Source organism: Shewanella sp. 5_MG-2023, from assembly GCF_030547465.1.
Classification (GTDB): Bacteria; Pseudomonadota; Gammaproteobacteria; order Enterobacterales; family Shewanellaceae; genus Shewanella.
Window position 1 is genome coordinate 52,893 of the sequence record NZ_JAUORC010000014.1, and the last position, 23,995, is coordinate 76,887.

23 protein-coding genes are annotated in these 23,995 nt (G+C 44.6%); all 23 read right to left on the reverse strand.

Annotation, left to right across the window (positions count from 1 at the left end; translation table 11 throughout):
* Positions 1-37: 37 nt before the first annotated feature.
* Positions 38-523 (reverse strand): thioester dehydrase, encoded by a 486-nt coding sequence (locus Q4557_RS09975; protein ID WP_303412420.1) that lies wholly within the window; start codon positions 521-523, stop codon positions 38-40.
* Entirely contained in the window at positions 516-1,733 is a 1,218-nt protein-coding gene (locus tag Q4557_RS09980; protein ID WP_303412422.1) for a beta-ketoacyl-[acyl-carrier-protein] synthase family protein, read from the reverse strand. Before Q4557_RS09980 ends, Q4557_RS09975 begins: the two co-directional genes overlap by 8 nt.
* 44 nt (positions 1,734-1,777) lie before the next feature.
* Complete coding sequence (locus tag Q4557_RS09985) at positions 1,778-2,461, reverse strand: DUF3261 domain-containing protein (protein WP_303412424.1); 684 nt, start codon at positions 2,459-2,461, stop codon at positions 1,778-1,780.
* Positions 2,434-3,738 (reverse strand): NAD(P)/FAD-dependent oxidoreductase, encoded by a 1,305-nt coding sequence (locus Q4557_RS09990; RefSeq protein WP_303412426.1) that lies wholly within the window; start codon positions 3,736-3,738, stop codon positions 2,434-2,436. The genes Q4557_RS09985 and Q4557_RS09990 overlap by 28 nt, the downstream gene beginning before the upstream one ends.
* Complete coding sequence (locus Q4557_RS09995) at positions 3,728-6,241, reverse strand: MMPL family transporter (protein ID WP_303412428.1); 2,514 nt, start codon at positions 6,239-6,241, stop codon at positions 3,728-3,730. Before Q4557_RS09995 ends, Q4557_RS09990 begins: the two co-directional genes overlap by 11 nt.
* Positions 6,241-7,068, reverse strand: coding sequence for an outer membrane lipoprotein carrier protein LolA (locus Q4557_RS10000; RefSeq protein ID WP_303412430.1), 828 nt, complete (start codon positions 7,066-7,068; stop codon positions 6,241-6,243). Before Q4557_RS10000 ends, Q4557_RS09995 begins: the two co-directional genes overlap by 1 nt.
* Entirely contained in the window at positions 7,065-7,529 is a 465-nt protein-coding gene (locus tag Q4557_RS10005; RefSeq protein WP_303412432.1) for a thioesterase family protein, read from the reverse strand. The genes Q4557_RS10000 and Q4557_RS10005 overlap by 4 nt, the downstream gene beginning before the upstream one ends.
* Complete coding sequence (gene hutH / locus Q4557_RS10010; RefSeq protein ID WP_303412434.1) at positions 7,530-9,086, reverse strand: histidine ammonia-lyase; 1,557 nt, start codon at positions 9,084-9,086, stop codon at positions 7,530-7,532.
* A 4-nt stretch (positions 9,087-9,090) separates the two neighbouring features.
* Positions 9,091-10,788 carry a glycosyltransferase gene (locus Q4557_RS10015; protein ID WP_303412436.1) on the reverse strand — a complete coding sequence of 566 codons (1,698 nt, stop codon included), beginning with the start codon at positions 10,786-10,788 and terminating at the stop codon, positions 9,091-9,093.
* A gap of 2 nt (positions 10,789-10,790) precedes the next feature.
* Positions 10,791-11,183, reverse strand: coding sequence for a thioester dehydrase (locus Q4557_RS10020; protein WP_303412438.1), 393 nt, complete (start codon positions 11,181-11,183; stop codon positions 10,791-10,793).
* A complete protein-coding gene (locus tag Q4557_RS10025; protein ID WP_303412440.1) occupies positions 11,173-12,540 on the reverse strand; it encodes an AMP-binding protein in 1,368 nt (455 codons plus the stop codon). Before Q4557_RS10025 ends, Q4557_RS10020 begins: the two co-directional genes overlap by 11 nt.
* A complete protein-coding gene (locus Q4557_RS10030) occupies positions 12,533-13,081 on the reverse strand; it encodes a hypothetical protein (protein WP_303412441.1) in 549 nt (182 codons plus the stop codon). Before Q4557_RS10030 ends, Q4557_RS10025 begins: the two co-directional genes overlap by 8 nt.
* Positions 13,081-13,329 carry an acyl carrier protein gene (locus Q4557_RS10035; protein WP_303412443.1) on the reverse strand — a complete coding sequence of 83 codons (249 nt, stop codon included), beginning with the start codon at positions 13,327-13,329 and terminating at the stop codon, positions 13,081-13,083. Before Q4557_RS10035 ends, Q4557_RS10030 begins: the two co-directional genes overlap by 1 nt.
* A gap of 9 nt (positions 13,330-13,338) precedes the next feature.
* Complete coding sequence (locus Q4557_RS10040) at positions 13,339-13,593, reverse strand: phosphopantetheine-binding protein (protein WP_303412445.1); 255 nt, start codon at positions 13,591-13,593, stop codon at positions 13,339-13,341.
* A gap of 23 nt (positions 13,594-13,616) precedes the next feature.
* Positions 13,617-14,465 carry a 1-acyl-sn-glycerol-3-phosphate acyltransferase gene (locus Q4557_RS10045; protein ID WP_303412447.1) on the reverse strand — a complete coding sequence of 283 codons (849 nt, stop codon included), beginning with the start codon at positions 14,463-14,465 and terminating at the stop codon, positions 13,617-13,619.
* Between the two features lies 1 nt (position 14,466).
* Entirely contained in the window at positions 14,467-15,243 is a 777-nt protein-coding gene (locus tag Q4557_RS10050; RefSeq protein WP_303412449.1) for a beta-ketoacyl synthase chain length factor, read from the reverse strand.
* Positions 15,244-15,507: 264 nt separating this feature from the next.
* The gene (locus Q4557_RS10055) at positions 15,508-16,371 is read right to left on the reverse strand and encodes a DUF3014 domain-containing protein (RefSeq protein ID WP_303412451.1); all 864 of its coding nucleotides are present in this window, start codon (positions 16,369-16,371) and stop codon (positions 15,508-15,510) included.
* A 150-nt stretch (positions 16,372-16,521) separates the two neighbouring features.
* Positions 16,522-18,597 (reverse strand): ATP-dependent DNA helicase RecG, encoded by a 2,076-nt coding sequence (recG, locus tag Q4557_RS10060; protein ID WP_303412518.1) that lies wholly within the window; start codon positions 18,595-18,597, stop codon positions 16,522-16,524.
* A 260-nt stretch (positions 18,598-18,857) separates the two neighbouring features.
* A complete protein-coding gene (locus tag Q4557_RS10065; RefSeq protein ID WP_102439859.1) occupies positions 18,858-19,487 on the reverse strand; it encodes a DNA-binding response regulator in 630 nt (209 codons plus the stop codon).
* The gene (locus tag Q4557_RS10070; protein WP_368506493.1) at positions 19,487-20,647 is read right to left on the reverse strand and encodes a sensor histidine kinase; all 1,161 of its coding nucleotides are present in this window, start codon (positions 20,645-20,647) and stop codon (positions 19,487-19,489) included. Before Q4557_RS10070 ends, Q4557_RS10065 begins: the two co-directional genes overlap by 1 nt.
* A gap of 80 nt (positions 20,648-20,727) precedes the next feature.
* Positions 20,728-21,432: a hypothetical protein gene (locus Q4557_RS10075; protein ID WP_102439857.1), complete on the reverse strand. Its 705-nt coding sequence runs from the start codon at positions 21,430-21,432 to the stop codon at positions 20,728-20,730.
* A gap of 176 nt (positions 21,433-21,608) precedes the next feature.
* The gene (locus tag Q4557_RS10080; RefSeq protein ID WP_303412453.1) at positions 21,609-23,264 is read right to left on the reverse strand and encodes an AMP-binding protein; all 1,656 of its coding nucleotides are present in this window, start codon (positions 23,262-23,264) and stop codon (positions 21,609-21,611) included.
* 236 nt (positions 23,265-23,500) lie between these two features.
* Positions 23,501-23,884 (reverse strand): RidA family protein, encoded by a 384-nt coding sequence (locus Q4557_RS10085; protein WP_076538417.1) that lies wholly within the window; start codon positions 23,882-23,884, stop codon positions 23,501-23,503.
* Between the last annotated feature and the right edge of the window lie 111 nt (positions 23,885-23,995).

A 23,995-nucleotide genomic window follows, 5' to 3' on the forward strand; every position in this document is an offset into this window, starting at 1 on the left:
ACTTTCCTTATCTCTATTGCCTGTTAGTAACAGACTGCTAAGTTAGATTTTCTTGTATGTAAGCCGTGGTATCTTGAGGCTGAAACACGTTGACATTTGCTGTGGCAATGACGGCATCGGCAGCAAGAATTTGGCAATCAAATACTGCTAGTCCAGTTTCTTCTTGGTATAGCCGAGTGACTTTAATTTGATAGCATTTACCCCGTTCATAGTGCCCTTGATGCATCACTAACTTGCGCGTTCCAAGTAAAAAGCCCACTCGAATTTTATCATTTTTTAAATGGGCTTCAACACCAGCTAGTGCGGCAATACTTTGAGCCATATACTCGATGCCCACATAATTTGGCACCCCATTTAATGCCATATTAAAGTAAGCGCTCGTGTCGCTAATACTAACCTCGGTGATCAGGGTATCTACTTGATGGCTTAATAAGCGGTCTATTAAAATCATTGGCGCTCTATGGGGCACAAAATGACTGACATCTTGTGATAATAGCGCTGCTTGTGCGATAAGGTTAGTCATGTTGAGCTCGACTCCGACCTAAAATGATACTGGCGTTACTGCCACCAAAAGCAAACGAATTACTCATAATGTAATTGACGGCTGTGGATTGATTTTGGGTTACTAATGGCAATAGGGGGTTATCGGGATCTTGTTGTTGATCCCACACTTGCGGCGGTAAGGCTTGCTTGTCGTTATACTGACTTAATAGTAAGTAGCAAAACGCCGCTTCAATTGCCCCTGCTGCGCCTAAGCAATGACCCACTAACGGTTTTGTGGAGCTGCATAAGGGTATGTTATCGGTGTTGCCAAACACTTGCTGCATCGCTAATGATTCCATGGCATCGTTTTTGGGGGTGGCAGTGCCATGCAAGTTCACGTAACTGATTTGTTTTGGCGTAATGTTGGCATCACTTAAGGCATTATTCATAGCGGCTATAGCGCCAGTACCTTGTGGATGCGGCGCAGAAATATGGTGGGCATCGGATGACTCTCCAATGCCTGCAAGGATTATCTGCTCAGTATGTGGGGTTGATTTTTGTAAGGTAAATAGCGCTGCTGCTTCACCAATATTTATGCCATCGCGATGTTTGCTAAAGGGGTTACATAAATCAGCCGCGACCGATTCTAGTGCGTTAAAGCCATTGAGGGTGAGCTGACACAAACTATCAACCCCACCGACAATCACCAGATCACATAAGCCTGCATTTAATAATCGTTTCGCGCTGGCAAATACCTTGGTGCTGGAAGAGCACGCTGTTGAAACCGTATAACATGGGCCTGATAGCTTAAAGTATTGACGCAGGAAGTCGCTAGTACTGCCTAATTCTTGCTGAGCGTAATGATACGTGGGTGGAAACTCCCCGTGAACGGCGTGATACGCCAAGGCGGCTTCGCCTTTTGAAATACCAGAAGTACTGGTACCAATCACCACGCCTATTCTCGATGGGCCAAATTGTAATTTGGCTTGGGCGATAGTCTTATCTAATTGCAGCGCTGCGGTATAGAGTAATTGATTATTACGACAATCAAATTGCTGCAGACTCTCAGGAATAGCTTTTAGCTGCGCCTCATCAATGGCACCCACTCGGGTATTGGCATTAAACATTAGATCATCTCGCAACACCATGGCACTGGTATCGCCAGCTAAAAGCTTACCAAGCACTTGCTGCGGCGTATGGCCTAATGGGGTACACAATCCAATCTGGGTTATGGCGATAGAATTAGTCATTAATTACACTTTTATTCCATTGTTACATCTAGAAAAATGGGCCGCTACAAAGGCGAGATCGACAGGGTGATATTCGCTGCCGGAAAACGCAATATTACCTCAGCAATCCATGGATTGAGATCCGAGTAGCTAATTTGAATTGCTGCTTCATTGTCGACTATCAAGGCACTGCATTTGCCGGTATTACGATTGTCATCACGATTGTCATCACGATTTTTATCACTATAGTTATCAGCCTCGCAAGCCACATCCTGCATTTGACCTTGGCTAAAATAGGGATTCACTTGCTGGTGCGGTCGATAGATGAGTTGCATAATAGCCATCAAGTACTCTGCTTTAAAGTCATCCCCCATGAGCACATTTTGCTGACTCACAACGGTTTCGCCATCATAAGTGACCGTAAATAATGCCTGACCTAATGGGGCTAAACCTACCATGGTCATCATCTCAGGGCTAAGTTCCAGTTGAGTTAACAGCTCGTGATGCTTGTCACCATGGGTAAAGCTAATTTTTTGTGTCAATTGCTGCTGACTATTTTGCGGTGCAAGCTCTTGGTCTGACAGCGTCATTAATGGCGCTAAACAGTAGTTCACTTGCGGGGTTAATAGCACGCAGGTTTGTCGCTGCAGTTGCTGGCTACAACCTGATACCAGCAGTACAGCAATTATCGATATGTTAGTGAATAAAGTACGCCACATAGTTAACTCGCTTGAGGTTGTTGTTGGCATAAGCCGACAATCATATTGAGTCTTCGCTCTGAATCTTTCACGAACGGGTTGCTACTATCCCAAGCGTAGCCTGCCAGAATAGAACAGATCATCTGTTTTATGGTCGGATTGGGGTCATCATAAAAAATCACATCCTGAAAACGACCGTCGTACCATGCTTGTACATAGGTTCTAAAGGTATTAACCCCGAGCATTAATGGCTCAGCATAGTCAGCTTGCCAGTCGACGGTTTCGCCATCTAGTTGCTTGATAAGGGTATTGACCGCCATTGAGGCCGACTGCATCGCAATGGTCACCCCTGATGAAAATACCGGATCGAGAAACTCGCCTGCGTTACCCAGCAGTGCAAATTGATTGGTCGCTAAAGTGGATACATTGGCCGAGTAGCCTTTTAAAGTGGCGCATTCTTGTACCACTTTGGCATTTGCTAATAAGCGATTTAACCCCGGTTCTTCCTTGATAAGTTGCCATAATTGGCTTTCTAAATCCCCTTGGTAATGTTCAATCAAATGCGGCTCAGCCACCACGCCAATGGAGCAGCGGCCATTGCTAAACGGAATTAACCAATACCAAATATCTTTTTCGGTTGGATGGACGCTAATGAGGATTTTACTGCGATCAAAATCAGCATCGGTAATATTATCTTCAATATGGGTAAAAATAGCGCTTCTTGAAGGTAAGTTTGATGGCTTTTCTATATTCAGCAGTCGCGGTAATACTCGGCCAAAGCCACTGGCATCGAGCACATATTTAGCGGTAACTTGATAGTGATTATCTGACGCGTCAGTGACCGATAAAATAGAACTATTTTCGTTAGTTAACCCCGGAGTTAAGTTGATATCGTTAACGCTGTGGCCATAGCGAATTTCTACCCCTTGAGAGACTGCGGTATCGGCAAGAATTTTATCGAATTGGCCACGCTGCACTTGAAAGGTCGTGCCCGGGCCTTGGGTATACTTATCGGTAAAATTAAAGGTGGTATAGCGATCTTTATGCCTAAATGCCGCCCCATTTTTAAATTGAAATCCCGCTTGTTCAACTGCGGCTAACATGCCTGCTTGCTCAATAAATTGCATGCAGCAAGGCAGTAAACTTTCGCCAATAGAAAAACGCGGAAAATGCTGCTTTTCTAATACCAACACTTGTTTGCCCTGTTGGTGCAATAAACTTGCGGCAATCGCCCCAGAAGGTCCAGCGCCAATGATTACCACATCAACATTGATATCGTCAGTTAGATGCTTTCGTGTAAGCGCGTGTTCTAATGAGCTACTTTCCATAATGTGCTACTTCTCTTGTCATTATGCTGATAAATGGGGCCAGTAAAAAACTAAAGCCGATGCCAAACAATAAGGTTAAGCCAAAAAAGTGAATCGCATTGGTATGGCTTAAGGCCAATAACCCAAAGGCTAATAGGGTGGAACAAGCTGACATAAAGACAGCCATCATCACTCCGTCGGCAGAGGCTTGTGGTTTAACCGAGGCAAAAAACAAGCTGTAATCAATACCAATACCCAGCACTAAAATAAGCGCTAAAGCGTGGAATAAACTTAACGGTGAGCCCATAAGCCCCAAGCAAGCCAAGGTTAATATCATGGCGCTCACGGGCACTGACACAATCAATAACGCCAACTTTATTCCAAAACGTAAACTAAATATCCCAATGGCTACCACACAAACCAATGCTAATAACTGCAAGGTAATGAGGCGAAATTGGGCCATTAACTGCGAGATATCACCAACTTTATCCACCACAGTGATGGATAGGTGACTGCTGTCGACTCGGCTTTTAAGGGCGGTTAAATCGTTAATGCCGCCCAGCAATATGATACTACCCCATTGGCTCTGGCTTGAACTTAAGTTACTAGAACTGACGCTGCTTGAGCTGTGATTAACATCCTGGCTATGGGCGGGCAGCCACAAGCCAGCTAAATCGTCACCTGCTAGGGCGAGCACATCTTCCGAGCTGATAGCCATATTTTGGCTGTTTGTTAATTCAGTAATTAAGGTGGCTTTTATTGAATCATCAAGGCCTAAGGTGTCGATGATGTCATTTAAATGATCTGCGTATAACTGTTCATATAGAAGGTAGTTTTGTTGCTGGCGCTGCAGGCTAGGCAAGTATTTACTTAGACTGACAAAGTGACTTAATTCGTTAGCATTCACTGCGGCGGCTAACACGTCATCAGCTTGCTCAAGCTCAGTTAATAACCCTTGTTCACTGGCGGCGCTAACTAACACAAATTGGTTATCGGTGCCGCCACTGAGTAATTGTCTAAGCTGGTTTTCCTCAGCGGTTATGGCCTCAGGGCTTTGCTGTAAATTACGGATGTCATCATTGGTGGTTAATTGACTTAACCCTGCTATGGCAATAATGACTAACGCTGCAATGGAAATGATAGTCGCCTTATTGGATTTTTGAGGCTTAGCAGCATCAGTTTGGCAACTAAAGTGTCTTAACCAGCTAAGGTAGCGCTGCGCCAACGGTTGTAATATCGAGCTTGAAGCTAATGTATGATTCGCAAGCGCAGGGTAAGCTAATACCAGTGTCAGGTAAGCGCCAAATAAGCCAGCAGCGCAAAATATCGCTACCTGCTGCATGCCAGGAAAAGGAGTAAATCCAATCGCAATAAAGGCAATGCCACTGGTTAATAATGCCAGACTCAAGGTGGGTAAAATACTGCCGATGATGTCACTGGCACTGCGTTGCTGCTGATTAATTTTTTCACAGTAAAAATGAAAACTGTAATCAATCGCCACTCCAATTAAGCTGGTACCGAACACCAAAGTCAGTAAATGCAGCTCACCAAATAAGGCTAAAGTCGCCACAGCGGCTAATAAAAAACCACAGGATAAAGTCAGCAATGCCAATGATATGGGCATAATGCTGCGAAAGCCTAGCCAAACTAGGATCATGACCCCAACCAGTGAGATTGAGCCAATGGTCGATATTTCCGACTTGGCTGTGTCAGTGGCAGCCTTAGCGTGAAATAACGCGCCAGCCTTGAGTATTTCAAGGTTGGCAGTGGTATCGGTTAATGATGTAAAGGCTTGAGATAGCTCTTGGCTTTGCAGCTGCTGAGCTTGGGGGTTGAAGGCGCTGTTCACCCCTTTAGCGATAACAATGGCGGCGACTTTATTTAGCTCACCTTGCTGATAAGGCGTGAGTAATATCCCTTGTTCGCTGCTGATGTTATTGCTTGGCGCTAAGGCCATGACATTGTCTGGAAAGAGTAGTAATGGATCTTGGGCCAATAGCTGGCTGCTGGCGTAACCAAAGCTGCTGTATAGTTGCTGCTGCGCAGCCATGAGCAGTTGTTGCCACTGGTTTGGCGCTACTAATAGTTGTCGCTGTTTATCTGTCAGTAACTGAAATCGGTGGGAGAAGTAAAAGCCGCTTAAGTCCTGCATCTGACTGGCATCGCCGCTGCGAACATCAGTAAATACCTCAGCCTGTTGCTGTAACTGCGCCATGAACGCTTGGGCGGCATTAATGGCTTGCTGTTTATCATCAGCAATGAGGCCGATATACACTTGATCGGCTAAGCGCTGCTCGACCCGATCAAGCGCTGTTTGAGTTAGTGGTGATTCAGTTAATTTGGGCAGCATCGCCAAAATGTTAGTTTGGATTTTTGCCCCTGATTGCCATAGCGCTGCCCCATAAGCTGCAATTGCAACCATGATAATTAACCACAAAGCTAGTAACAGTCGCGGCTGAGTCTGATAGCGACTGAGCTTGCTGTTAGGTTGTGATTTATCCATAGGGACATCGGATTTAGCCATTAGTAAGCATCACTGCCAGCAGGGGCTAAATTAAAGCGCTGAATATCGTCATCAGACAGTTGGTTTTCAATGGCGGTAAAGCTAATGATGGTTTTATCTGTGTTTTGATGAGCCACAGCATCTGCTATTGAAGTCACCATGGTGAGGCGCTTAATTTGCGATGCTGCAGTTGTCGAGGTTTTTCCACCTTCAAGGATTAACCCACCAATGGCTTTTTGGATCAGCGGGTCTTTAGCCACCAAGCCCAATTGCCATTCATCAGCCACTGATGGCGCTGACATATATAGCTGAAAATCTTTTTCTAATGCTTTCACATCGCCCATTAGCAATGCTTGCATTAACAGAGGCAATTGCTCCGCCATGGCTGAACTAGCTTGATTAGCCTGACTTTGCTGAATGTTGCCCATACTATCTTGCTGGATCAGCAAGCGATCTTTTAATACTAGTGTCGTCGGGAAGGGCGTAGTTTGCTGCCAAAATAGCCCGACCTGCTGGCTAAACATAAAGCTACCTGCGCTTTCTAATGGTTTTTTTAATACCGCTAAATAGCGAGTTTGACTAAACAGACCTTTGGCTTGTGGTCTTAGCTGTAACTGCGCCGCCAGCTGGGTTAGCTGTGCTGGCGTTGCTTGCTGGTTAAATATGGCCGCTAGCTGCTGCGTACTTAGCTCGGGTGTTGAGGTTAGTTCAGGCTTATCAGCTGAAGTGTCAGTCTTAGAAGTGTCCGTCATAGAAGTGACAATCGCTGAAGTGATTTCAGTGGCTTTAATGGCACTGGGCAGCAGCACTAAAGACCAGATTAACAGGCCATAGATAAGTGTTTTCATGACCTTGTCACCAAGGCGGTTAATTCATCAGTCAATTCATCCTCAGGCAGATACGCGACGATTGTTTTTCGAAACACATCAGGGGTGACAAAGCATAGTTCTTCAGTTTCCATATCAACGGCTGCCTGAATGGTATAACCCTTGGTGATGCGCTCATTGGTGTTCGCATCACGAATTTGATAAGTAATCTTGAGGCGGTTTTCCCACTCGACAATGCTGGAATAAACAATGATTGTTTGGTCAAAAGTACTGCTTTTGACATATTGCAGTCGAGTGTCAACAATTGGCCAAGCGTAGCCAGAGTTCATCATTTGACGATAGTTATAACCTAACTCATCCAATAGCTTACAGCGGGCGACTTCAAAATAGCGTAAATAGTTGCCATGCCAAGTGATCCCCATGGAGTCCACATCATGAAATGGCACCACCATGGTTAATTCAGATGAGAACAGGGCTTTCATTTAACACACCTCCCACTGACCTAATTGAATCTTATCAACGGTCTGGCGTAGTACGGCTTCTAATGGACGGTCTTCAGTGAGCAGTTCAAAATCTTCACTCACTTGAGCTACCGTTTTCGCTAACGACGACGTGAGCGAGGCATGGGCCAACTCATTTTGGCTTATACGTAAATGTATTCCTTGCGTCATGGCTAATAATGCCGCCGCAGCAACTTGCTCAGTAAGCTGCAGTACCCGCATACAGTCACGGGCAGCAATAGTGCCCATACTGACTTTATCTTGGTTGTGGCACTCGGTCGAGCGTGAAAAAACACTGGCAGGCATAGTGTTTTTCAATGCTTCTGCTGTCCACGCGGACACGCCAATTTGCACCGCTTTAAAACCATGATTGATGGATTTTCTCGCGCCAACAGCAGCAGATAAATTAGCCGGTAAACCATTATTAAACTTCGGGTCCATGACCAATGCCATTTGACGGTCGATTAAATCAGCAAGGTTAGCCACGGCATTTTTCATTGCATCCATAGCAAAGGCAATATGGCCACCATAAAAATGGCCACCATGAAGAATATGCTCGCCTTCACCGTCAACAATGGGGTTGTCATTGGCACTGTTTAACTCTGTTTCAATAAACTGGCGCATGAACGGCAATGCATCTTGCAGTACCCCAATAATATGCGGCGCACAACGAATGGAGTAACGGTCTTGCAAACGATCTGAGTTGCGAGGATGAGTATGATGATTTAAATCTTCTCGTATCCAAGTGGCGATTTGGTTTTGCCCTGGATGCGGTTTAGCGGCAAATAAGATGTCATCAAAATGATTTGAATTGCCCTTTAATGTCAATGATGCCATGGCAGTGATGCGGCTAGATAAGCGGGTGAGATACTGAGCGCGGTCATAGGCTAAACAGGCAAGGGCTGTCATTACCGCTGTGCCGTTCATTAAGGCTAGGCCTTCTTTAGGGCGCAGGATTAGTGCCACAATACCTAGCTCAAGATACACATCTTTGGTGGCGCGGCGTTTACCTTTATAAATAACATCGCGCTCGCCAACAAGTACCGCAGCTAAGTAAGATAGCGGGGTTAAGTCACCACTGGCGCCAACAGAGCCTTCTTCAGGGATCACTGGCGTGATATCTAGATTAAGCAATAACTCAATCCGTTGTAGTAGCTGGTAAGTCACCCCAGACTTGCCTACGGCTAATGAGCTTAAACGACAGGCCATAATCGCGCGGGCTTGCATTGGCGAAAAAATGTCGCCTAAACCACAGCCATGAAAGCGTGATAAATGCAGCGGTAATTCATGGACTAAGTCCAAGCTTACGTTAACAGTACAAGAGTCGCCATAACCGGTTGTTACTCCGTAAACCACACCTTCTTCACTCAAAAGGCTATCAATAAATCTTGCCCCTTTTTGAATGTATTCTTGATATTCAGGGCGCTCATTAAGCTTAACAGGGGCACCTTTAGCGACGGCAACCACCTGTTCTAAACTCAGCTGCTGTTGGCCAAAATGTACGGTTGGCAAAGTTGATGTTGAAGACGCTTGGCTCATGGAATTACTGCCCCTGCTTGGAATGTGACTGGCTACGTTGTGATTGCTCATCGTTGCGCCAAAAATCATAAAAATTAAACCACTGTAATGGTTGTTGGGTCGCAAAATGTGCTAAACGGCGACTGTATTCAACAACGGCATCGGTTAATCGTTCGGTGCGCCCTGCTCGTGGGCCTTTTAAGCTATTTGATAAATGTTCTACATGGACATGATAGCGACCATCTTCTTGTAAGCAGAACATGGTATAAACTGGGCAATCTAATAAGCCGGCCAGAATAAAAGGCCCTTGGGGAAAGGCGGCCTGCTGACCAATAAAATCACTGTAAATGACTCTCCCTGCAGTATCAGATGAGGTGCGATCGGCGGCGATAACCACTAACTCTCCAGCGGCAATCTTTTCTTGTAATAACACTGCTGTGCTAGGGCCTAGCTCGTCCACTTGGATTAAGTTTAAGCTGCTGCTGGGGTTAAGCTGTTTGAGCACCTTATTGAAATTTTCTGCATGGCTAGTTAGTACCATGACATTCACTTTCACTTGTTGCTGGTGGATTGAAATCGCACGGCACAACTCTAAATTACCCAAATGAGATACCAGTAGCACAGCCCCTTGGCCAGTGGCTAATTGGTCTGCTAAAACATGTCTGTCAGCAAAGTCGACATGGGATAATTTAATGCGATCGCACCAGGCATCTATTCTATCTAGTGCAGCATTACCAAAGGCAAAAAAGTGTTTTAGGCTATCTCGCCAAGTCACAGGCTCTGACAATAAAGCTTGCTCAGGGTGTTGCTGTTTAACGCGACGTAAAAAGTCTAAAGACGCATTACGTGCGGTTACCCCAGTTAAAAAGAAGTAGCAAATAACCGGATACATGATGGCGCGGCATAGCCAATGGCCACCTAAACGATAGCTATCAGCCAGTAATTTAATGCCCCAATAACTGCCTCGCTCACTCATTGCTGACCAGTGTTTATGGGTGTTTTTTTTTGCCAATATGGTTGGCAAACGTTTGAGCATGCCGAAAAATAATCCTGTGTGCATGGCTGAAATACGCACATTATCTTTAAAGCCTTGGAAGTGACTAATGCCGTCTTCAGGGTAAATAACGTTAGTAGGAATATGGACCACAGGTACGCCTTGCCAGTGCATTTTGACCATAATTTCAATATCAAAGTCCATGCGCTCACCTAAGGCCTGCTCACGAAACAATTGCTCGGTTGCTGCAAGTGGGTAGACCCGAAAACCACACATGGAATCTTGAATATCAAAGCTTAAGGTTTCAATCCACACCCAAAAGTGGGTGATATAGCGGCCATATAACCGCCCCTTAGGGACTGATTCATCGTACTGAGGCTTACCGGATATGAGTGCCAAAGGCTGCTGTGTGGCAGCATCGATCATTGCGGGAATATCATCAAGGCAGTGCTGACCATCTGCATCGACTTGCAATGCGTGGCTGTAACCCTCTTTAAAAGCGACTCGTAAACCCGTGGTCACAGCGGCGCCTTTGCCACGGTTAAATGGATGATGGATCAAACTGACCCAATCATATTTATCCGCCAATTCTTGTAATAAGTATCGTGTTTCATCGTTACTGCCATCATTGATTAAATAACAGTGTAGCCCGGATGATTCTAGTGAAACTAGGGTGTCAGCAATGGCTTGTTGATGATTGTAATTGGGGATAATGATAGCTAGTTTCATAGTTAACTATCCTTTTCTGAATGAAGCCGCGGCTTGATTTTCGACGTATCAAAAGCAATTCTGCCAGAGGCAAAACGCTTATCAGCATCGCGATAAACAAACGTCAGTTTGGCTTTGGCAGCGTTATGGCTAATAAACAGTTCTACATGACTGTTTGGCAATAATAATTGCTGAAATTTTAGTACTTCTAGGGTCGCCACAGTAGGCTCATAGCCGAATGCGTTACTGCCAAGTTGAATAGCCCAATCCAGTTGGGTGACACCGGGTAATACCGGTTGCTCGTCAAAGTGGCCTTTAAAAAAATCGAGTTCGGCTGCAACAAAAAGCTGCCAGCTGATGCCGTCATCTGTGCTTGTTTGACTAATAATTTGAGGTAACGTTGATTTAATCTTCATTGAAAACTGCTAATAAATCCGTATGTATTCGCTTGCCTTGGCTATTGGTAGGTAAGGCATTTGGGTAGCGCCAACGTCTTGGCAATGTGACCCGTTCAAATTGGCTGAGTAAGTGTTTTTTTAATTGGTTGTTGAGGCTTAACTTACCGTGTTGGCTTAATTGTTCTAAGCCTGCAGTGGATAAGGTCATTGCCGCGCCAAGCATGACTCTGGGCTCAGTAAGCTGAATAACCGCAGCTTCTTCCACAAAAGGATGGGCACACAATAAGCTCTCCATGTGGGCTAACGATAAGCGTTTTTCTTCCACTTTAACGATGCGATCGAGGCGTTGTAATAAACGAAAGCGGCCATCGGTTTGCAGTTCAATTTTATCATCGCACTTGAGCCATTCAGTAGCGCAAGGTAAGTAGGGCGATTTGAGCAGCAATGCGCCATCTTCAGCATCTGCGGCAATGGTTAACGGACTAAAAGGTAGCCAGGTACGGTCAACTTCGAGTTGTCGGCGATAAGCAATGCCGCCGGTTTCTGTGCTACCAAATACTTCAATAGGCAATTGGCCGTAACAGGTATGAATATGCTGAGCGGCGTCATAACTGAGAGGGCCACCTGAGCTAAAAATTAAGCTCGGCGCCATTTGTTGTTGTTCAAACTCTAATGCTTCAGGTAATCGTGATAACTGCGCTGGGCTGCTAACTAAACAGAGGTTGGGCATGAGTGCAATGTAGTAACTTAAGGTTTCAGGGTATTCCACCAAGTCACTTAAAAAGGGTCTGCTTGCCGCTAACGGCCAGAGGATCTTGAACAATAAACCGTAGATATGCTGATGAGATACGGTGGAAATAACGCTACATTGGGGTAATCTTGCTGCGAATGTTTGTTCTAATATGCTTACTTCCGTATCAAGTTGTTCAATAGATTTTTTAATGGCTTTTGGCAGACCACTACTACCAGAGGTGAATAACACTAGCTCACCTAATTTATCAGCTTGCGGCCAAGACTGAGGCGCTAAACCGAGCTCTTTTTTCAGTAAGATAAATTGCTTAGCTTCAGATAATGGCTGATCAGCAATGATGCCATCAAAGGTATGGTTGAGCTCAGTTAGGGTGCCTTCTTGAATATTTGCTGGCAACACCACTTGCTTACCCGCTAGCAATGCTGCGCACATTCCAGCAGCAAATAAATCACTGGTTTCAGCCGTCAGCAGCCAGCGTTTTAACGGGCTGGCTGTTAGCTGTGCATGTAAATGCGCCACATGAGATATAAACAGCTGACCTGTTACTATGTCATGGTGATTGAAACTTATTACTTGTTGCGTTTTTGGGCCAGTGTGTAACCAGTTAATCAGCAAGTTATTCATGTTTTTTCAACCAAAATGTGCGATAGAGCCACTCTCCACCAAGCAATATACCCATAAGAAGATAAGCAATTAAACCATTGTAAAGGGTCCACAATTCTAACGTGGAAAACCGTGCCGTATACAATGCCACTGAGCCATTTAACACAAACAAACCACACCAAAGTAGGGTGACTTTGTTCAAATAACCAATGGCAGCATCGGGCAAGTCCGGCTCTTTTAACCTTGCGAGTCGTTCAATCATACTAGGGCCTTTTTTTAGCGAGTAGCTAAACAGTCCTAGCATGGTTAAATTAATCACCACAGGATAATACAGCAGCCAATCATTGCGCTTGGCAATAAAGCTGGCTGCGGTTAACCCAATACCGACAATTAACGGCAACGCCATAGAGGCGAGCTGTTGTTTATTTAGCACTAATCGAGCAATCAGTATGATGCACAGCAGTAATGCTATTGAACCTGGAGGCAAAAATTGCAAACCAAAATAGACCGCTAAGGGGTAGCAAACTAACGCAATAGCGGTGATGATTTGCAGTAATAGCATTAGTCTTTCATCAACCCTTCAATAGCGTTGACTACATCAGCAACGGTGCGCACGGTTTTAAATTGCTCTGGCTGGATCTTTTTACCCGTCATTTGCTGCAGTTTTATCACTAAATCAACCGCATCGATACTGTCTAAATCAAGTGCTTCATACAGTGATGCATCAAGCGTAATATCGTCGGCATCAATTTCAAATTCATCCACAAGAATTTGGGTTAACATCGCAAGAATTTGATCACGATTTTCCATGATAACTCCTTAAGAACGTTGTGATTCAATAAAGCTCGCTAAACTTGCCACACTGAAAAAGTGTGCTTTAGTGGCTTCAGAGTTCGCTTCGATTTTAATATCAAATTGCTTTTTAATTGCTAAACCCAATTCAAGGGCATCAATAGAATCTAAACCTAAGCCTTCACCAAATAGTGCGGCATCGGTTTCAATATCATCAATACTGACATCCTCTAAGTCGAGACAGTCGATGATGAGTTGTTTAATTTCGTTGTGTAAAGTCATAGTTATTCTAATCTAGATTGGTTTTATTGAACTTTAATCAAGCCATCATTGGCTGCTAATGCGATTAAGTGCTGCTGATAATACTGCTCTAAATCGCGGGTTAGCACTCTTGCCAATTTGGCTTCACTACTTTGATGATTATCATACATCAGCGGGTCAAATACTGCGCCAATTTCTACTGACATATTTATGGTTTGTCTTGGGATCTGGTACCAAGCTTGTTGCTTTGTTAGCCCCGCTACATCAATGTGCAACGAAACGGGAATAATATCGGTTTTGGTACGAATGGCAATGTTGGCTGCGCCGCGAGCAAAGGGATTAATTTTTTGGCCAACCACAGTGCGCGTGCCTTCAGGAAAAATAATTAAATTCGTCTCACTATCTAATACTTGCTGACAATCTTGCAGTAACAATTCTGCACCGCGATTGGGAATATAACCTGCAGAAGCCAGCACCCCGCGGATAAATGGGTTGCGCCATAAGGTGTTTTTCACAATACAACCCGCATTGGGCATTAAACTAATCAGCACCACTACATCAACCAAGGTTGGATGGTTGGCGATGACCAATACCCCTTTAGCATCAGTGAGTGCTTGAATATTTTTGGTTGTTAGTTTAATCACCCCTGCTTGGGTAAGCATCCACACAAAGCCATTAAACATGGTATGTACGGCTTGTTGTACTCGGGCGATACGTTGTTGCTTGGTGCCCGGCCAAAAACGCAGTAACGGTAAAATAGTGATAGAGCTAAGTAATCCACCTAAACCAAAGGCGATATAACATAGCACGCCAGCTATCCAGCGAGGCACATAACCCAAGCCGCTGAGCCGTTTTGCAGGCACGATGGGGTGTGTTTGCTGACCATCATCCATGTTATTGGCTACTTTGGCTCGTTAGGTGCCAATGATATTGGCACTGCTGACCCGATAAACCTTGTCCAGAAGCGATGGCCTTGATTAGCTGGATGGAGCTAATGGTGTCTGCACTGGGATCAAGCCTTTGATTGCTTGTGAGTGTTAGCTGAGCAACCTTATTAGCGCTGCTCTGCGCAGGTGCTAAATAAAGTCCCATAGCAAGCGGTAGTTCAGCTTCATGGGTGTATTGATTGTATATCGGCGGCACAGGGTCATCAGCAAATACCATTAAAATTGGTTCTGGGTTTTCTGCTAGCTGAGCAAAAACTTCAACCATGGCTTGAGCTAAGGTTTCTTCCCCTGCGGCAATCGAGGTCGAGGCGGCGGTGTTGCCGGTGACAATGCCATAAATGCCACTGGCAGTATTGTGCACAGACTGGCTAAAAGCTAAGGGTGAGAGTGGCTCTTTAATGACGATATCTTGCAATAAGCCAAGGGTGCGAGTCAGTTCGCCGTGACGAGAGGCAAAAACACTGCGACAGTTGTCAGCAGGCGCGCATTGATAAGCTGCAGTTAACATCATTTTAGTTAAGCGGCTAAAACGGCGGCGCTGCATTGCAGGCACCTGCGGTAAAGCTGGTGAAATGGTGCTGGTTTTTAGATTGGCAGTATTGATTGCCAGCTCTGGGAGGGGGGGCGATTCAGCGGCGCACTTATCCTCGTCGCTCCAACTTTCTTTATCTTGAAAGTCTTGCGACCAAGCGCCCCATGAAAGAATATCAAATACTAATTGCACAGCATTGCCTCTGATATGCTGCAGCTATCCCTAGCTGAGTGAATAAATTTTATTAGATTATTGTTATTAAATTCGGCCTGATTGTACCGTGATTATATGAAAATAATAAAGCGTTTAAGTCCGCAAAAATAAAAATAGCGACATAAATGTCGCTATTAAAATGCTCAAAGCTCTTCCGGTAACGCAAGTATCAACAAACCATAAAAATGGCTTGTTCAATAATCAGCTATCAGAAGTTGGCTCTGGTTATTACTCAGCCTTAAATTAGTTGGCCATTTGCTGCTGCAGTTTTCTAATTGCCGTTTTAATTTTACGGCTATTATCAGGGCCCATACGCACCATAAACTTTTGCACGTTGGGTAGTGCTTCAAGCTTAGGGTCGACAAATTGATAATTGACACTGATAGAACTTAATTCAATCGGGTCTTCAATAATCGGCGCTGATAAGATCATCTCAAAGGCTTGCTGCATGCGCTCGTCAAATGACATATCGCTATAACCTAGCTCTGCAAAAGCTTCGTCAAATATTGGCATGAGTTCTTTATAAGTGTTGATTAACTGCTCGTCATTCATATCTGACACCATGTTGGCGTACAGGTCATAACGATGGTAACTGTCAGGGTTTAAATAGGTTTTGTTAGTGATTTCACTGACGGTGAATTTATCTTTAGGGCCTTTCAGTGGGCTAGCTTTATGGATCACTTCACCTTGAGCCATATTATCGACAAATACCACAAACTGGCGGGCAATGTCTTTTTTAACAAGTAGTGGCTCGATTGTCATACCATCTGCCATATCAATGGTTTTTTGAGCAACAAAGTCATCACTTTCAGTCAGTGCAGGTAAGGGCTCTACCACCACTTCAGGTTCTGGTGTTTCAATGATGGTGGGCTCAATAACCTCCACTATCACTTCTTCAATGGGTTCTTGTTCAATAGGTTGTTCAGGCATCGGCTCTGGTAGTTGTACGGGTATGGGGGCTTCGACTTCTGGCTCTTTATCGCCAGAGAAGTAAAAATAGCCTGCAGCGGCTAGTAAAACTGCAATGGTGATGCCAATAACACCTGCGTTACTACCACTGGCGCGACTTGATTGCGGTGTGGCTCTATCATTTTGATTGACTTGCATGTCTATTCCTTAGCTTTAAACGTCGAAGGGGAACCAATACCATTGAATTTGTTACATATAATGTTCAAGCACGTGTAAGCCTAAACCTTATTTGCATTCTGCAATAATCTCAACACTTGTCTAGTAATAATAGCCAAGGTTAACAATAATTTATGCTTGTACGTATTGCTGGCGATCCCCTAACCAACGTTGAACAATGCTGTCTACATTTTGTGGCACTTGTTGCATAACATGGGCCGCTAATTTTTGTGTGTTTTCAATCAGATATTGATCCCTGACTAAATCAGCGATTTTCATTTCTGCCAAGCCGGTTTGGCGGGTACCGAGTACTTCACCTGGGCCTCTTATTTCTAAGTCTTTTTGGGCAATAACAAAGCCATCGTTACTGGCCCTTAGTACTCCTAAACGTTTGGTGGCAGTTTGTGATAACGGTGCTTTGTACAATAACACGCAGTGGCTGGCAATAGAGCCTCGGCCTACTCGGCCACGTAACTGATGCAATTGCGCCAAGCCTAACCGCTCAGGGTTTTCAATAATCATTAAACTGGCATTAGGCACATCGACTCCCACTTCAATAACCGTTGTTGCCACTAATAAATGTAGTTCACCCGCCTTAAATTGGGCCATTATTTGCTGTTTTTCTGCACTTTTCATACGTCCGTGCACTAAGCCAACCTTTAATTCGGGTAGTAATTGGCTTAATTCTGCAGCGGTATCTTCAGCGGCTTGGCACTCAAGAACTTCAGATTCTTCAATGAGAGTACAAACCCAATAAATCTGCCGATTATCATTTAGCGCGGCTTGTTTTACCCGCTCGATGATTTGTTCGCGGCGATTATCGCTAATGGCAACCGTGGTAACAGGGGTTCTTCCTGGCGGTAACTCATCAATGATAGAGGTTTCTAAATCAGCATAAGCCGTCATCGCTAACGTGCGCGGAATTGGCGTAGCTGTCATTATTAATTGATGCGGATGAAAGCCTTGGCTGACGCCTTTTTCGCGTAATCCTAAGCGTTGATGGACCCCAAAACGGTGTTGTTCATCAATAATGATTAACGCGAGCTTATTAAAACTGACCTGCTCTTGGAAAATAGCATGGGTGCCAATTACCATGTTGGCGCTGCCATCGGCGATATCAGCCAATGATTGTGTTCTGGCTTTGCCTTTTAACTTGCCTGCTAACCAGCCCACTTTTAGCCCTAATGGTTCAAACCAGGCGGCAAAGTTGACTGCGTGTTGCTCTGCTAATAATTCCGTCGGTGCCATCATCGCCACCTGATAACCATTTTCAATGGCTTGCAGGGCTGCTAAGGCGGCCACTAAGGTTTTACCCGAGCCCACATCCCCTTGCACTAAGCGCATCATAGGTGTGGGCTTTTCAATATCAATACCGATATCAGCTACGACTCGTTGCTGGGCCCCTGTTGGCTTAAAAGGTAAGGCTTTTAAAAATGGATTTAATAGCTGGCCGGTGGCGGGTAAAGTCACCGCTTTATCAAGGTTATTGCACTGACGTAATTGCAGCATACTTAAGTTATGGGCCAGTAACTCTTCTTGGACTAAGCGCTGCTGAGCGGGGTGCATGCCTTGCTCTAAATCGGCTTGGGCGATGTTATTGGGCGGTCGATGGATTAAGGATAATGCCTGACCAATGCTCATATTGTTGGGTTGCAGGGCTGGTGGTAGTAACTCTGTTAAGCCACCTTGATTGAGCATAGTTAGTGCCTGCTCGGTGAGCTTAATCCAACTGGCTTGTTTTAATCCTTCAGTCGAAGGATAAATAGGGGTCAGTGAATCACTCAGGGCTGGGTTTTCGCCAGCTTTAATGATTTTGTATTCTGGGTGGATTATCTCAAAATGGCGGTTGCCGCGCTTGATTTCACCATAGGCCCGAATTATCGCGCCGTTTTGCATGCCATTTCGCTGGGCAACCGAGAAGTTAAAAAACCGCAATGTGAGGTAACCACTTTCGTCGGCAATATTGCAGGTCAGCATACGTCTGCGACCCGGCACAATTTGGGTTGAGATGATTTCAGCTTCAACTGTGGCGTACATCGCGGGATAAAGAGCATTGATGGGATAGATTTGGGTGCGGTCTTCATAGCGCAGCGGCAAATGAAACAGTACATCTTGCACTGTCTTAATGCCAAGCTTTGCCAGCTTTTCAGCGGCTTTTTTAGCGACGCCTTTTAAGTCGGTAATCGGTACCTGATCCAATGGTTGCAAATCTAGCATGCCTTTATCTATTGAGTTGACCACAGACTTCATCACTTAGACTTTGTTGATATTGTAAAGCTCGCTGATTAAAGTGAGTCATTCACTTTGGGGTTAACTTTGACAGTTATCCAAAGAGTTATACAGTCAACTTTATCGCCCTGATGCTTGTTAGCAATGATAGTACTGTAAATATATACAGATGTTATGGCTTATCTTAGCAGAGTTTTAATACAAGGCAATATTAATCCAGATATCAGGCTTAACTGCCTCTATAACCAGCCTTTTTGTTTAGCTATTCGCGCCGCATCTATGCGATTGGTGGCATTGAGCTTGGAGATCGCTTCAGAAAGGTAATTCCGCACAGTACCTTCGGCGATAAATAACTGGGCGGCGATATCACTGGTTGATAAGCCATCACTGGCTAATCGTAGCGCTTTTCTTTCTTTATCATTGAGTGGGTCAATATCACCAATGGCGCTGATCGCCAGCTCTGGATCGATAATTTTTTTACCTGCCATCACCTGTTTAATAGCGTTGACTAGACTTTCAGATGGCGCATCTTTTAGCAAAAATCCCTCGACGCCACAACTGAGTGCTCTTTTGATGTAACCTACGCGGCCAAAAGTGGTTAAGATGATGATTTTAGTTTTAGGTTGCATTGTTGCAGCCTCGGCTTGATATGCTGCGAGCCACTGAGCCAGCTCAACGCCGCTGTGACCGGGCATTTCAATATCACTGAGCAGCAAATCAAAATGCTGCTCTTTAAGCATTGCCATGGCTTGGTTACCATCTTCTGCTTCTGTGATATCGACTTCACCGAGTTCATCTTTGGCAAGGGTAAGTAGGGCAGATAATGCCCCGCGCACCATGGCTTGATCTTCTGCTAATAAAATCTTCATTAAGGCTGTTCCGTGTCGTTGTCAACTTTAGGTTCACTGACTTGCTCTGCTTCAAGGGGCAAACTGATGCTAAAACGGTAGCCATCGTTAATATGATAACTAAACTTGCCGCCCAATAAGTTCACTCGCTCTCTAATGCCTTTTAAGCCATTACCTTCTTTAATAACTTTGGTGTTAGCATTGTCACTTAGGCTAACAATAAGCTGCTTATCTAAGGTGTTAAAGCACCATACACATTGACTGGCTTGGCTATGTTTGAGCATATTATTAACTAATTCTGTCAACATTAGCCCTAGTTGAGTTTCTTGCAAAGGTGTTAATGGTGGTAATTTACCCTCGAGATGTACTTCAATTTCTTTTTGTCTTAATAAACTGCATAGTTGATTGACCGTATCTTGTAAGCCTTTATGTTTGTAATTAGAAACCGTTTGGCGAATTTCAGTTAAGCTGTTTCTGGCGATATCAGCAAGTTCCTGTAAATGCTGTTTTGCAACAGCAAGCTTTCCTGCTTCAACCAGTTTTTCGGCGAGTTGTGCTTTCAGTGCAATGGAAGATAAATTGTGCCCCATGATGTCATGTAAATCGCGCGCAATACGTTCACGCTCCAGTGCCGTTGCTAAGTTAGCGATTTCATCATTTGATTGTCTTTGTTGGCGCCTGATGCGTTCATTGTTATGCTCAACCACGCCAAATAGCACCACCACAAAGGTGATTAACATACCGTATAGCGGAAAATAGTAAGCTTCATAGCCCACGATGTAATTAAGTAGCCACAGCCAAGTACTGATAAGAATAAAGCTAATAATGGCGGTGCGCAGTGAATAGAAAAAACCAATAAAAAAACCGGCAAAACTGAAAAATGAAATGGAGCCGCTGGTAAATATGGTGGCAATGCTCGCAGTGATGAGCATTAAAGCAATAGGATATTTCCCTTGAGCGGCTGAGCTTTTGTAAGCCCAAAAGTACCCATATAAGAAGGGAAATATGAGTAACAAGCTGACACCGACCCGAGCCCAATCATCCCGCATAAACCAAAGTGGAATAAAGTAAAAAATCAGATTGAGCAGATATACCCAAGCTGTTTTTTGTCGATAGGCTTTTTCTGGGTGAACGCGAGTGTTGCTACTATTGACCGAGTGTTTTGTATTGATATTAGACATGAAGCCTCCTTGCGAAGTTAGCATACTGCAACCGAGTCATAATGTGTATGTCTGCAGTAGCTAGCTTCAGCAGCATCGGATTAACGCGCTTGTTGTTTAAGTAAAAAATTTGCCCAAGCGTAATTAGGATCAATTTCTACAGCGTGTTGCCAATCATTAATTGCTTCTTTTTGACGACCTAATTCTTGCTTAGCGATTCCGCGCCAGGTGTACGCTTCAGTATGCCCCCAGCAGATATCAACACATGGCTGTTCATAAAAACGAATCGCATCAGTGGCATATTGCTCAGCCTTATCCATACCGCCGCCATATTGAGCGGGAGTATAAAAGGCGCTCATTGCTCTGACTAACGCAATACGGGGATTTTCAGGGCTGAGTTGTTCTGCTTGAGCCAGTAAAGCACTTACCTTCATTCCCAGAGATTGTCCTTTGCTTGAGTCATTGGCGATTTGCATACCGTAAACAGAAGCCAGTAGCGCCATTGACTCAGCATCGTCTTCACGGCTCAATACAGTTTCAAGTGTCGACTGTGCATCATTGAGGGCTTTTTTAGCCACTCCGCGCAGACCGCTAATATTGGCTGTAATGGCGATGCGATATTGTGCATAGGCGTGTTCATAATCCACAGATTGTTCGCTGAGAACCTTTAGCTGTTGTAGATCCATTGTGTTGGCTGCCATATCGATAGCGCCGATATCGGCATTGCTAGCACTACTGACTAACGTCAGTGTTACCGCCATGACGGTTGATTTTGAGATAAGAGATTTTAAGATTAGTGATGTCATGATTAACTCCGTTTATTGCATTTAAGGTGTGTTGCTACGGAGTTAGTATCTAACAAAGGGCTTGCACAGGGCAGACACAAACGTCACCAGTTTGAGGTGACAAATGTCATTGATAAAAAAGCCGCCGGCTTGTTAAAGCTTAGGCGGCCAATATATTGAAGCGAATTACTGTGGTGCTAAATCTCGTCTTCCCAGCACACTTTAGCGCCGCGAATACCGTCAACTTTGGCACTGAACTGCTTTTCTAACACATGACGCTTAATTTTAAGTGTAGGGGTTAGGGCATCATTTTCAATGGTCCAAGGCTCTGTCACTACGACAATGGCATCCACAACTTCATGGGACTCAAGGTGCGGGTTAACTCCATCTAGGGTCGCTTTCAGTGACGCGCGCACTTCTTCGCGGGCTTGCAAGGCTGAGCCTTCAGATAATTGCACTAAGGTGATCGGGTGCGGTAAGCCTGAGCCAATGACACAAAGTAGCTCAATGTGCGGATCTTGGGCTATTTTACGCTCAATAGGCACCGGCGCCACATACTTACCTTTAGAGGTTTTAAAGTTATCTTTAACGCGGCCAGTGATAGAAATGTAGCCATCTTCATCGATTTCACATAAGTCACCCGTATGGAAAAATCCATCAGCATCAAAGCATGCTGCTGTGGCTTCTTCTTGCTTGTAATAACCTGTCATCAAACCTGGGCTCTTAACCATTAACTCACCTTCATCGGTGCGGCGAACTTGGCAGCCTTCAACAGGGCGACCCACGCTACCAATTTTTGAGGCATTAAATGGGAAGTTAATAATTGAGTAAGCACAGTTTTCGGTCATGCCCCAGGCTTCTGAAATATTCATGCCGATTTTGTTGTACCACTCTAATTGAGATGGTGGGATGGGGGCTGATCCTGAACCTAATAAACGGCAATGCTCTAAGCCTAAACCTTTTTGGATTTTACGTTTAACTAAGCCGCTAACCAGTGGGATTTTAAGCAATAAATCCAGCTTGCTTTGGCCAATTTTATTGACAATATTGAGCTGAAACAGGGTCCATAAACGCGGCACCGAGAAAAAGACCGTCGGGCGGCATCGCTGCACATCAGCCACAAAAGAATCTAAACTTTCTACAAACGCCACCGACGAGCCGGAGTAAAAAGACGATCCTTGAATCGCTACCCGCTCAGTAATGTGCGCTAAAGGCAAGTAGGATAATAATCTGTCTGTGGTATTGGTTTTTAAATCGCGCACAACCGCTTCACAAGTCCAGCCGTAACTGCCGAAGGTTTGCATTGCGCCTTTTGGTTTACCAGTAGAGCCCGAGGTGTAAATGAGCGTCATCATTTGATCGCGACTAGGCGTAGGCGCATCCACTAATGGTTGCCCTAACTCAAGCAGTTTTTCCCAATGATATTGCGCTGGCATGGTGTCATAAGGTAAAGCTAAACGGAGGATTTCACCGCCGACACCGGCTTCTTGGTCGGCCCAAAAATCAAGTTTTCCGGTGAAGATAGCTTTAGCGCCACTGTGTTCTAATACATAGCGGATCATTTCAGCGTTAGCAGTGGGATAGATTGGCACACTGATGTAGCCGCCGTGCATAAGGGCAAGATCGGTAATAAACCACTCGGCACAGTTTTTAGAAAGCAGAGCAACTTTGTCACCCGGTACTAGACCTAAGTGGCGTAATGCGCCTGCAACTTGTTGTACCTTTTGCTGAACTTCTCCCCATGTGAAGTCAACAAACTGGCCGTTAATTGGTTGTCGTAAATATACGGCATCCCCTTGGGTTTCAGCCCAATGAGATAACATTTCTACTGGCGTTTTTATTAGATTTTCCATCGACAATTCCATGTTCTTTTTGTTTTTAATGTAGGATGCATTTATTTGTAGTTTGCTAATGCAATCATCTCAGTATGGCTATTTATCAGCCTATTCGCAAACGCGAGAACAACTTAACGAGATAATTTCTACTTATAAACTAGCATGTTTCACTGAAAGTTAAATACCTCTTGAGTAATAGCTCTAATAAAAAAGGGTGCCAATGGCACCCTTCAGGATAAAACTCGGTTTGTGAGCTAGATCTCCATTATTCCATCCATTTCCACTAATGAGCCTTTTGGCAGCTGTTTTACCCCGATTGCAGCACGTGCTGGATAAGGTTGAGTAAAGTAGCGCGCCATGATTTCATTAACGGTAGCGAAGTGAGATAAGTCGGTTAAAAAGATATTCAGTTTAACGATATCAGCCATAGTGCCGCCAGCGGCATCACATACTGCGGTTAAGTTTTCGAAAACCTGTACAACCTGCTCAGAGAAATCATCGCTAACCATTTCCATGGTGCTTGGTACGAGTGGGATTTGGCCTGAAAGGTAAACAGTGCTACCTACTTTTACAGCTTGAGAATAGGTGCCAATTGCTGTTGGAGCTTTATCGGTTGCGATGATGATTTTTTCTGCCATGACGCCCTCTGCGATCAAGTAAATGAATGATGTCATCCCTAAGCTGTTATCTAACTTAGGGATTTAGGGGATCAATATTACTAACGTTTGTGGCAGGTGCGCAAGACTTCT

Bases quoted from the DNA above. Each gene is read 5' to 3' on its own strand.
- Q4557_RS10005 (WP_303412432.1), bottom strand. From the start codon at position 7,529: ATGAAAGCCCTGTTCTCATCTGAATTAACCATGGTGGTGCCATTTCAT.
- Q4557_RS10045 (WP_303412447.1), bottom strand. From the start codon at position 14,465: ATGGATGATGGTCAGCAAACACACCCCATCGTGCCTGCAAAACGGCTC.
- Q4557_RS10000 (WP_303412430.1), bottom strand. From the start codon at position 7,068: ATGAAAACACTTATCTATGGCCTGTTAATCTGGTCTTTAGTGCTGCTG.
- Q4557_RS10070 (WP_368506493.1), bottom strand. From the start codon at position 20,647: ATGTCTAATATCAATACAAAACACTCGGTCAATAGTAGCAACACTCGC.
- hutH (WP_303412434.1), bottom strand. From the start codon at position 9,086: ATGAGCCAAGCGTCTTCAACATCAACTTTGCCAACCGTACATTTTGGC.
- Q4557_RS10035 (WP_303412443.1), bottom strand. From the start codon at position 13,329: ATGGAAAATCGTGATCAAATTCTTGCGATGTTAACCCAAATTCTTGTG.
- Q4557_RS10015 (WP_303412436.1), bottom strand. From the start codon at position 10,788: ATGAAACTAGCTATCATTATCCCCAATTACAATCATCAACAAGCCATT.
- Q4557_RS10040 (WP_303412445.1), bottom strand. From the start codon at position 13,593: ATGACTTTACACAACGAAATTAAACAACTCATCATCGACTGTCTCGAC.
- Q4557_RS09995 (WP_303412428.1), bottom strand. From the start codon at position 6,241: ATGGCTAAATCCGATGTCCCTATGGATAAATCACAACCTAACAGCAAG.
- Q4557_RS10065 (WP_102439859.1), bottom strand. From the start codon at position 19,487: ATGAAGATTTTATTAGCAGAAGATCAAGCCATGGTGCGCGGGGCATTA.
- Q4557_RS10080 (WP_303412453.1), bottom strand. From the start codon at position 23,264: ATGGAAAATCTAATAAAAACGCCAGTAGAAATGTTATCTCATTGGGCT.
- Q4557_RS10055 (WP_303412451.1), bottom strand. From the start codon at position 16,371: ATGCAAGTCAATCAAAATGATAGAGCCACACCGCAATCAAGTCGCGCC.
- Q4557_RS10025 (WP_303412440.1), bottom strand. From the start codon at position 12,540: ATGAATAACTTGCTGATTAACTGGTTACACACTGGCCCAAAAACGCAA.
- Q4557_RS09975 (WP_303412420.1), bottom strand. From the start codon at position 523: ATGACTAACCTTATCGCACAAGCAGCGCTATTATCACAAGATGTCAGT.
- Q4557_RS10020 (WP_303412438.1), bottom strand. From the start codon at position 11,183: ATGAAGATTAAATCAACGTTACCTCAAATTATTAGTCAAACAAGCACA.
- Q4557_RS09980 (WP_303412422.1), bottom strand. From the start codon at position 1,733: ATGACTAATTCTATCGCCATAACCCAGATTGGATTGTGTACCCCATTA.
- Q4557_RS10085 (WP_076538417.1), bottom strand. From the start codon at position 23,884: ATGGCAGAAAAAATCATCATCGCAACCGATAAAGCTCCAACAGCAATT.
- Q4557_RS10030 (WP_303412441.1), bottom strand. From the start codon at position 13,081: ATGCTATTACTGCAAATCATCACCGCTATTGCGTTAGTTTGCTACCCC.
- Q4557_RS10075 (WP_102439857.1), bottom strand. From the start codon at position 21,432: ATGACATCACTAATCTTAAAATCTCTTATCTCAAAATCAACCGTCATG.
- Q4557_RS09990 (WP_303412426.1), bottom strand. From the start codon at position 3,738: ATGGAAAGTAGCTCATTAGAACACGCGCTTACACGAAAGCATCTAACT.
- Q4557_RS09985 (WP_303412424.1), bottom strand. From the start codon at position 2,461: ATGCCAACAACAACCTCAAGCGAGTTAACTATGTGGCGTACTTTATTC.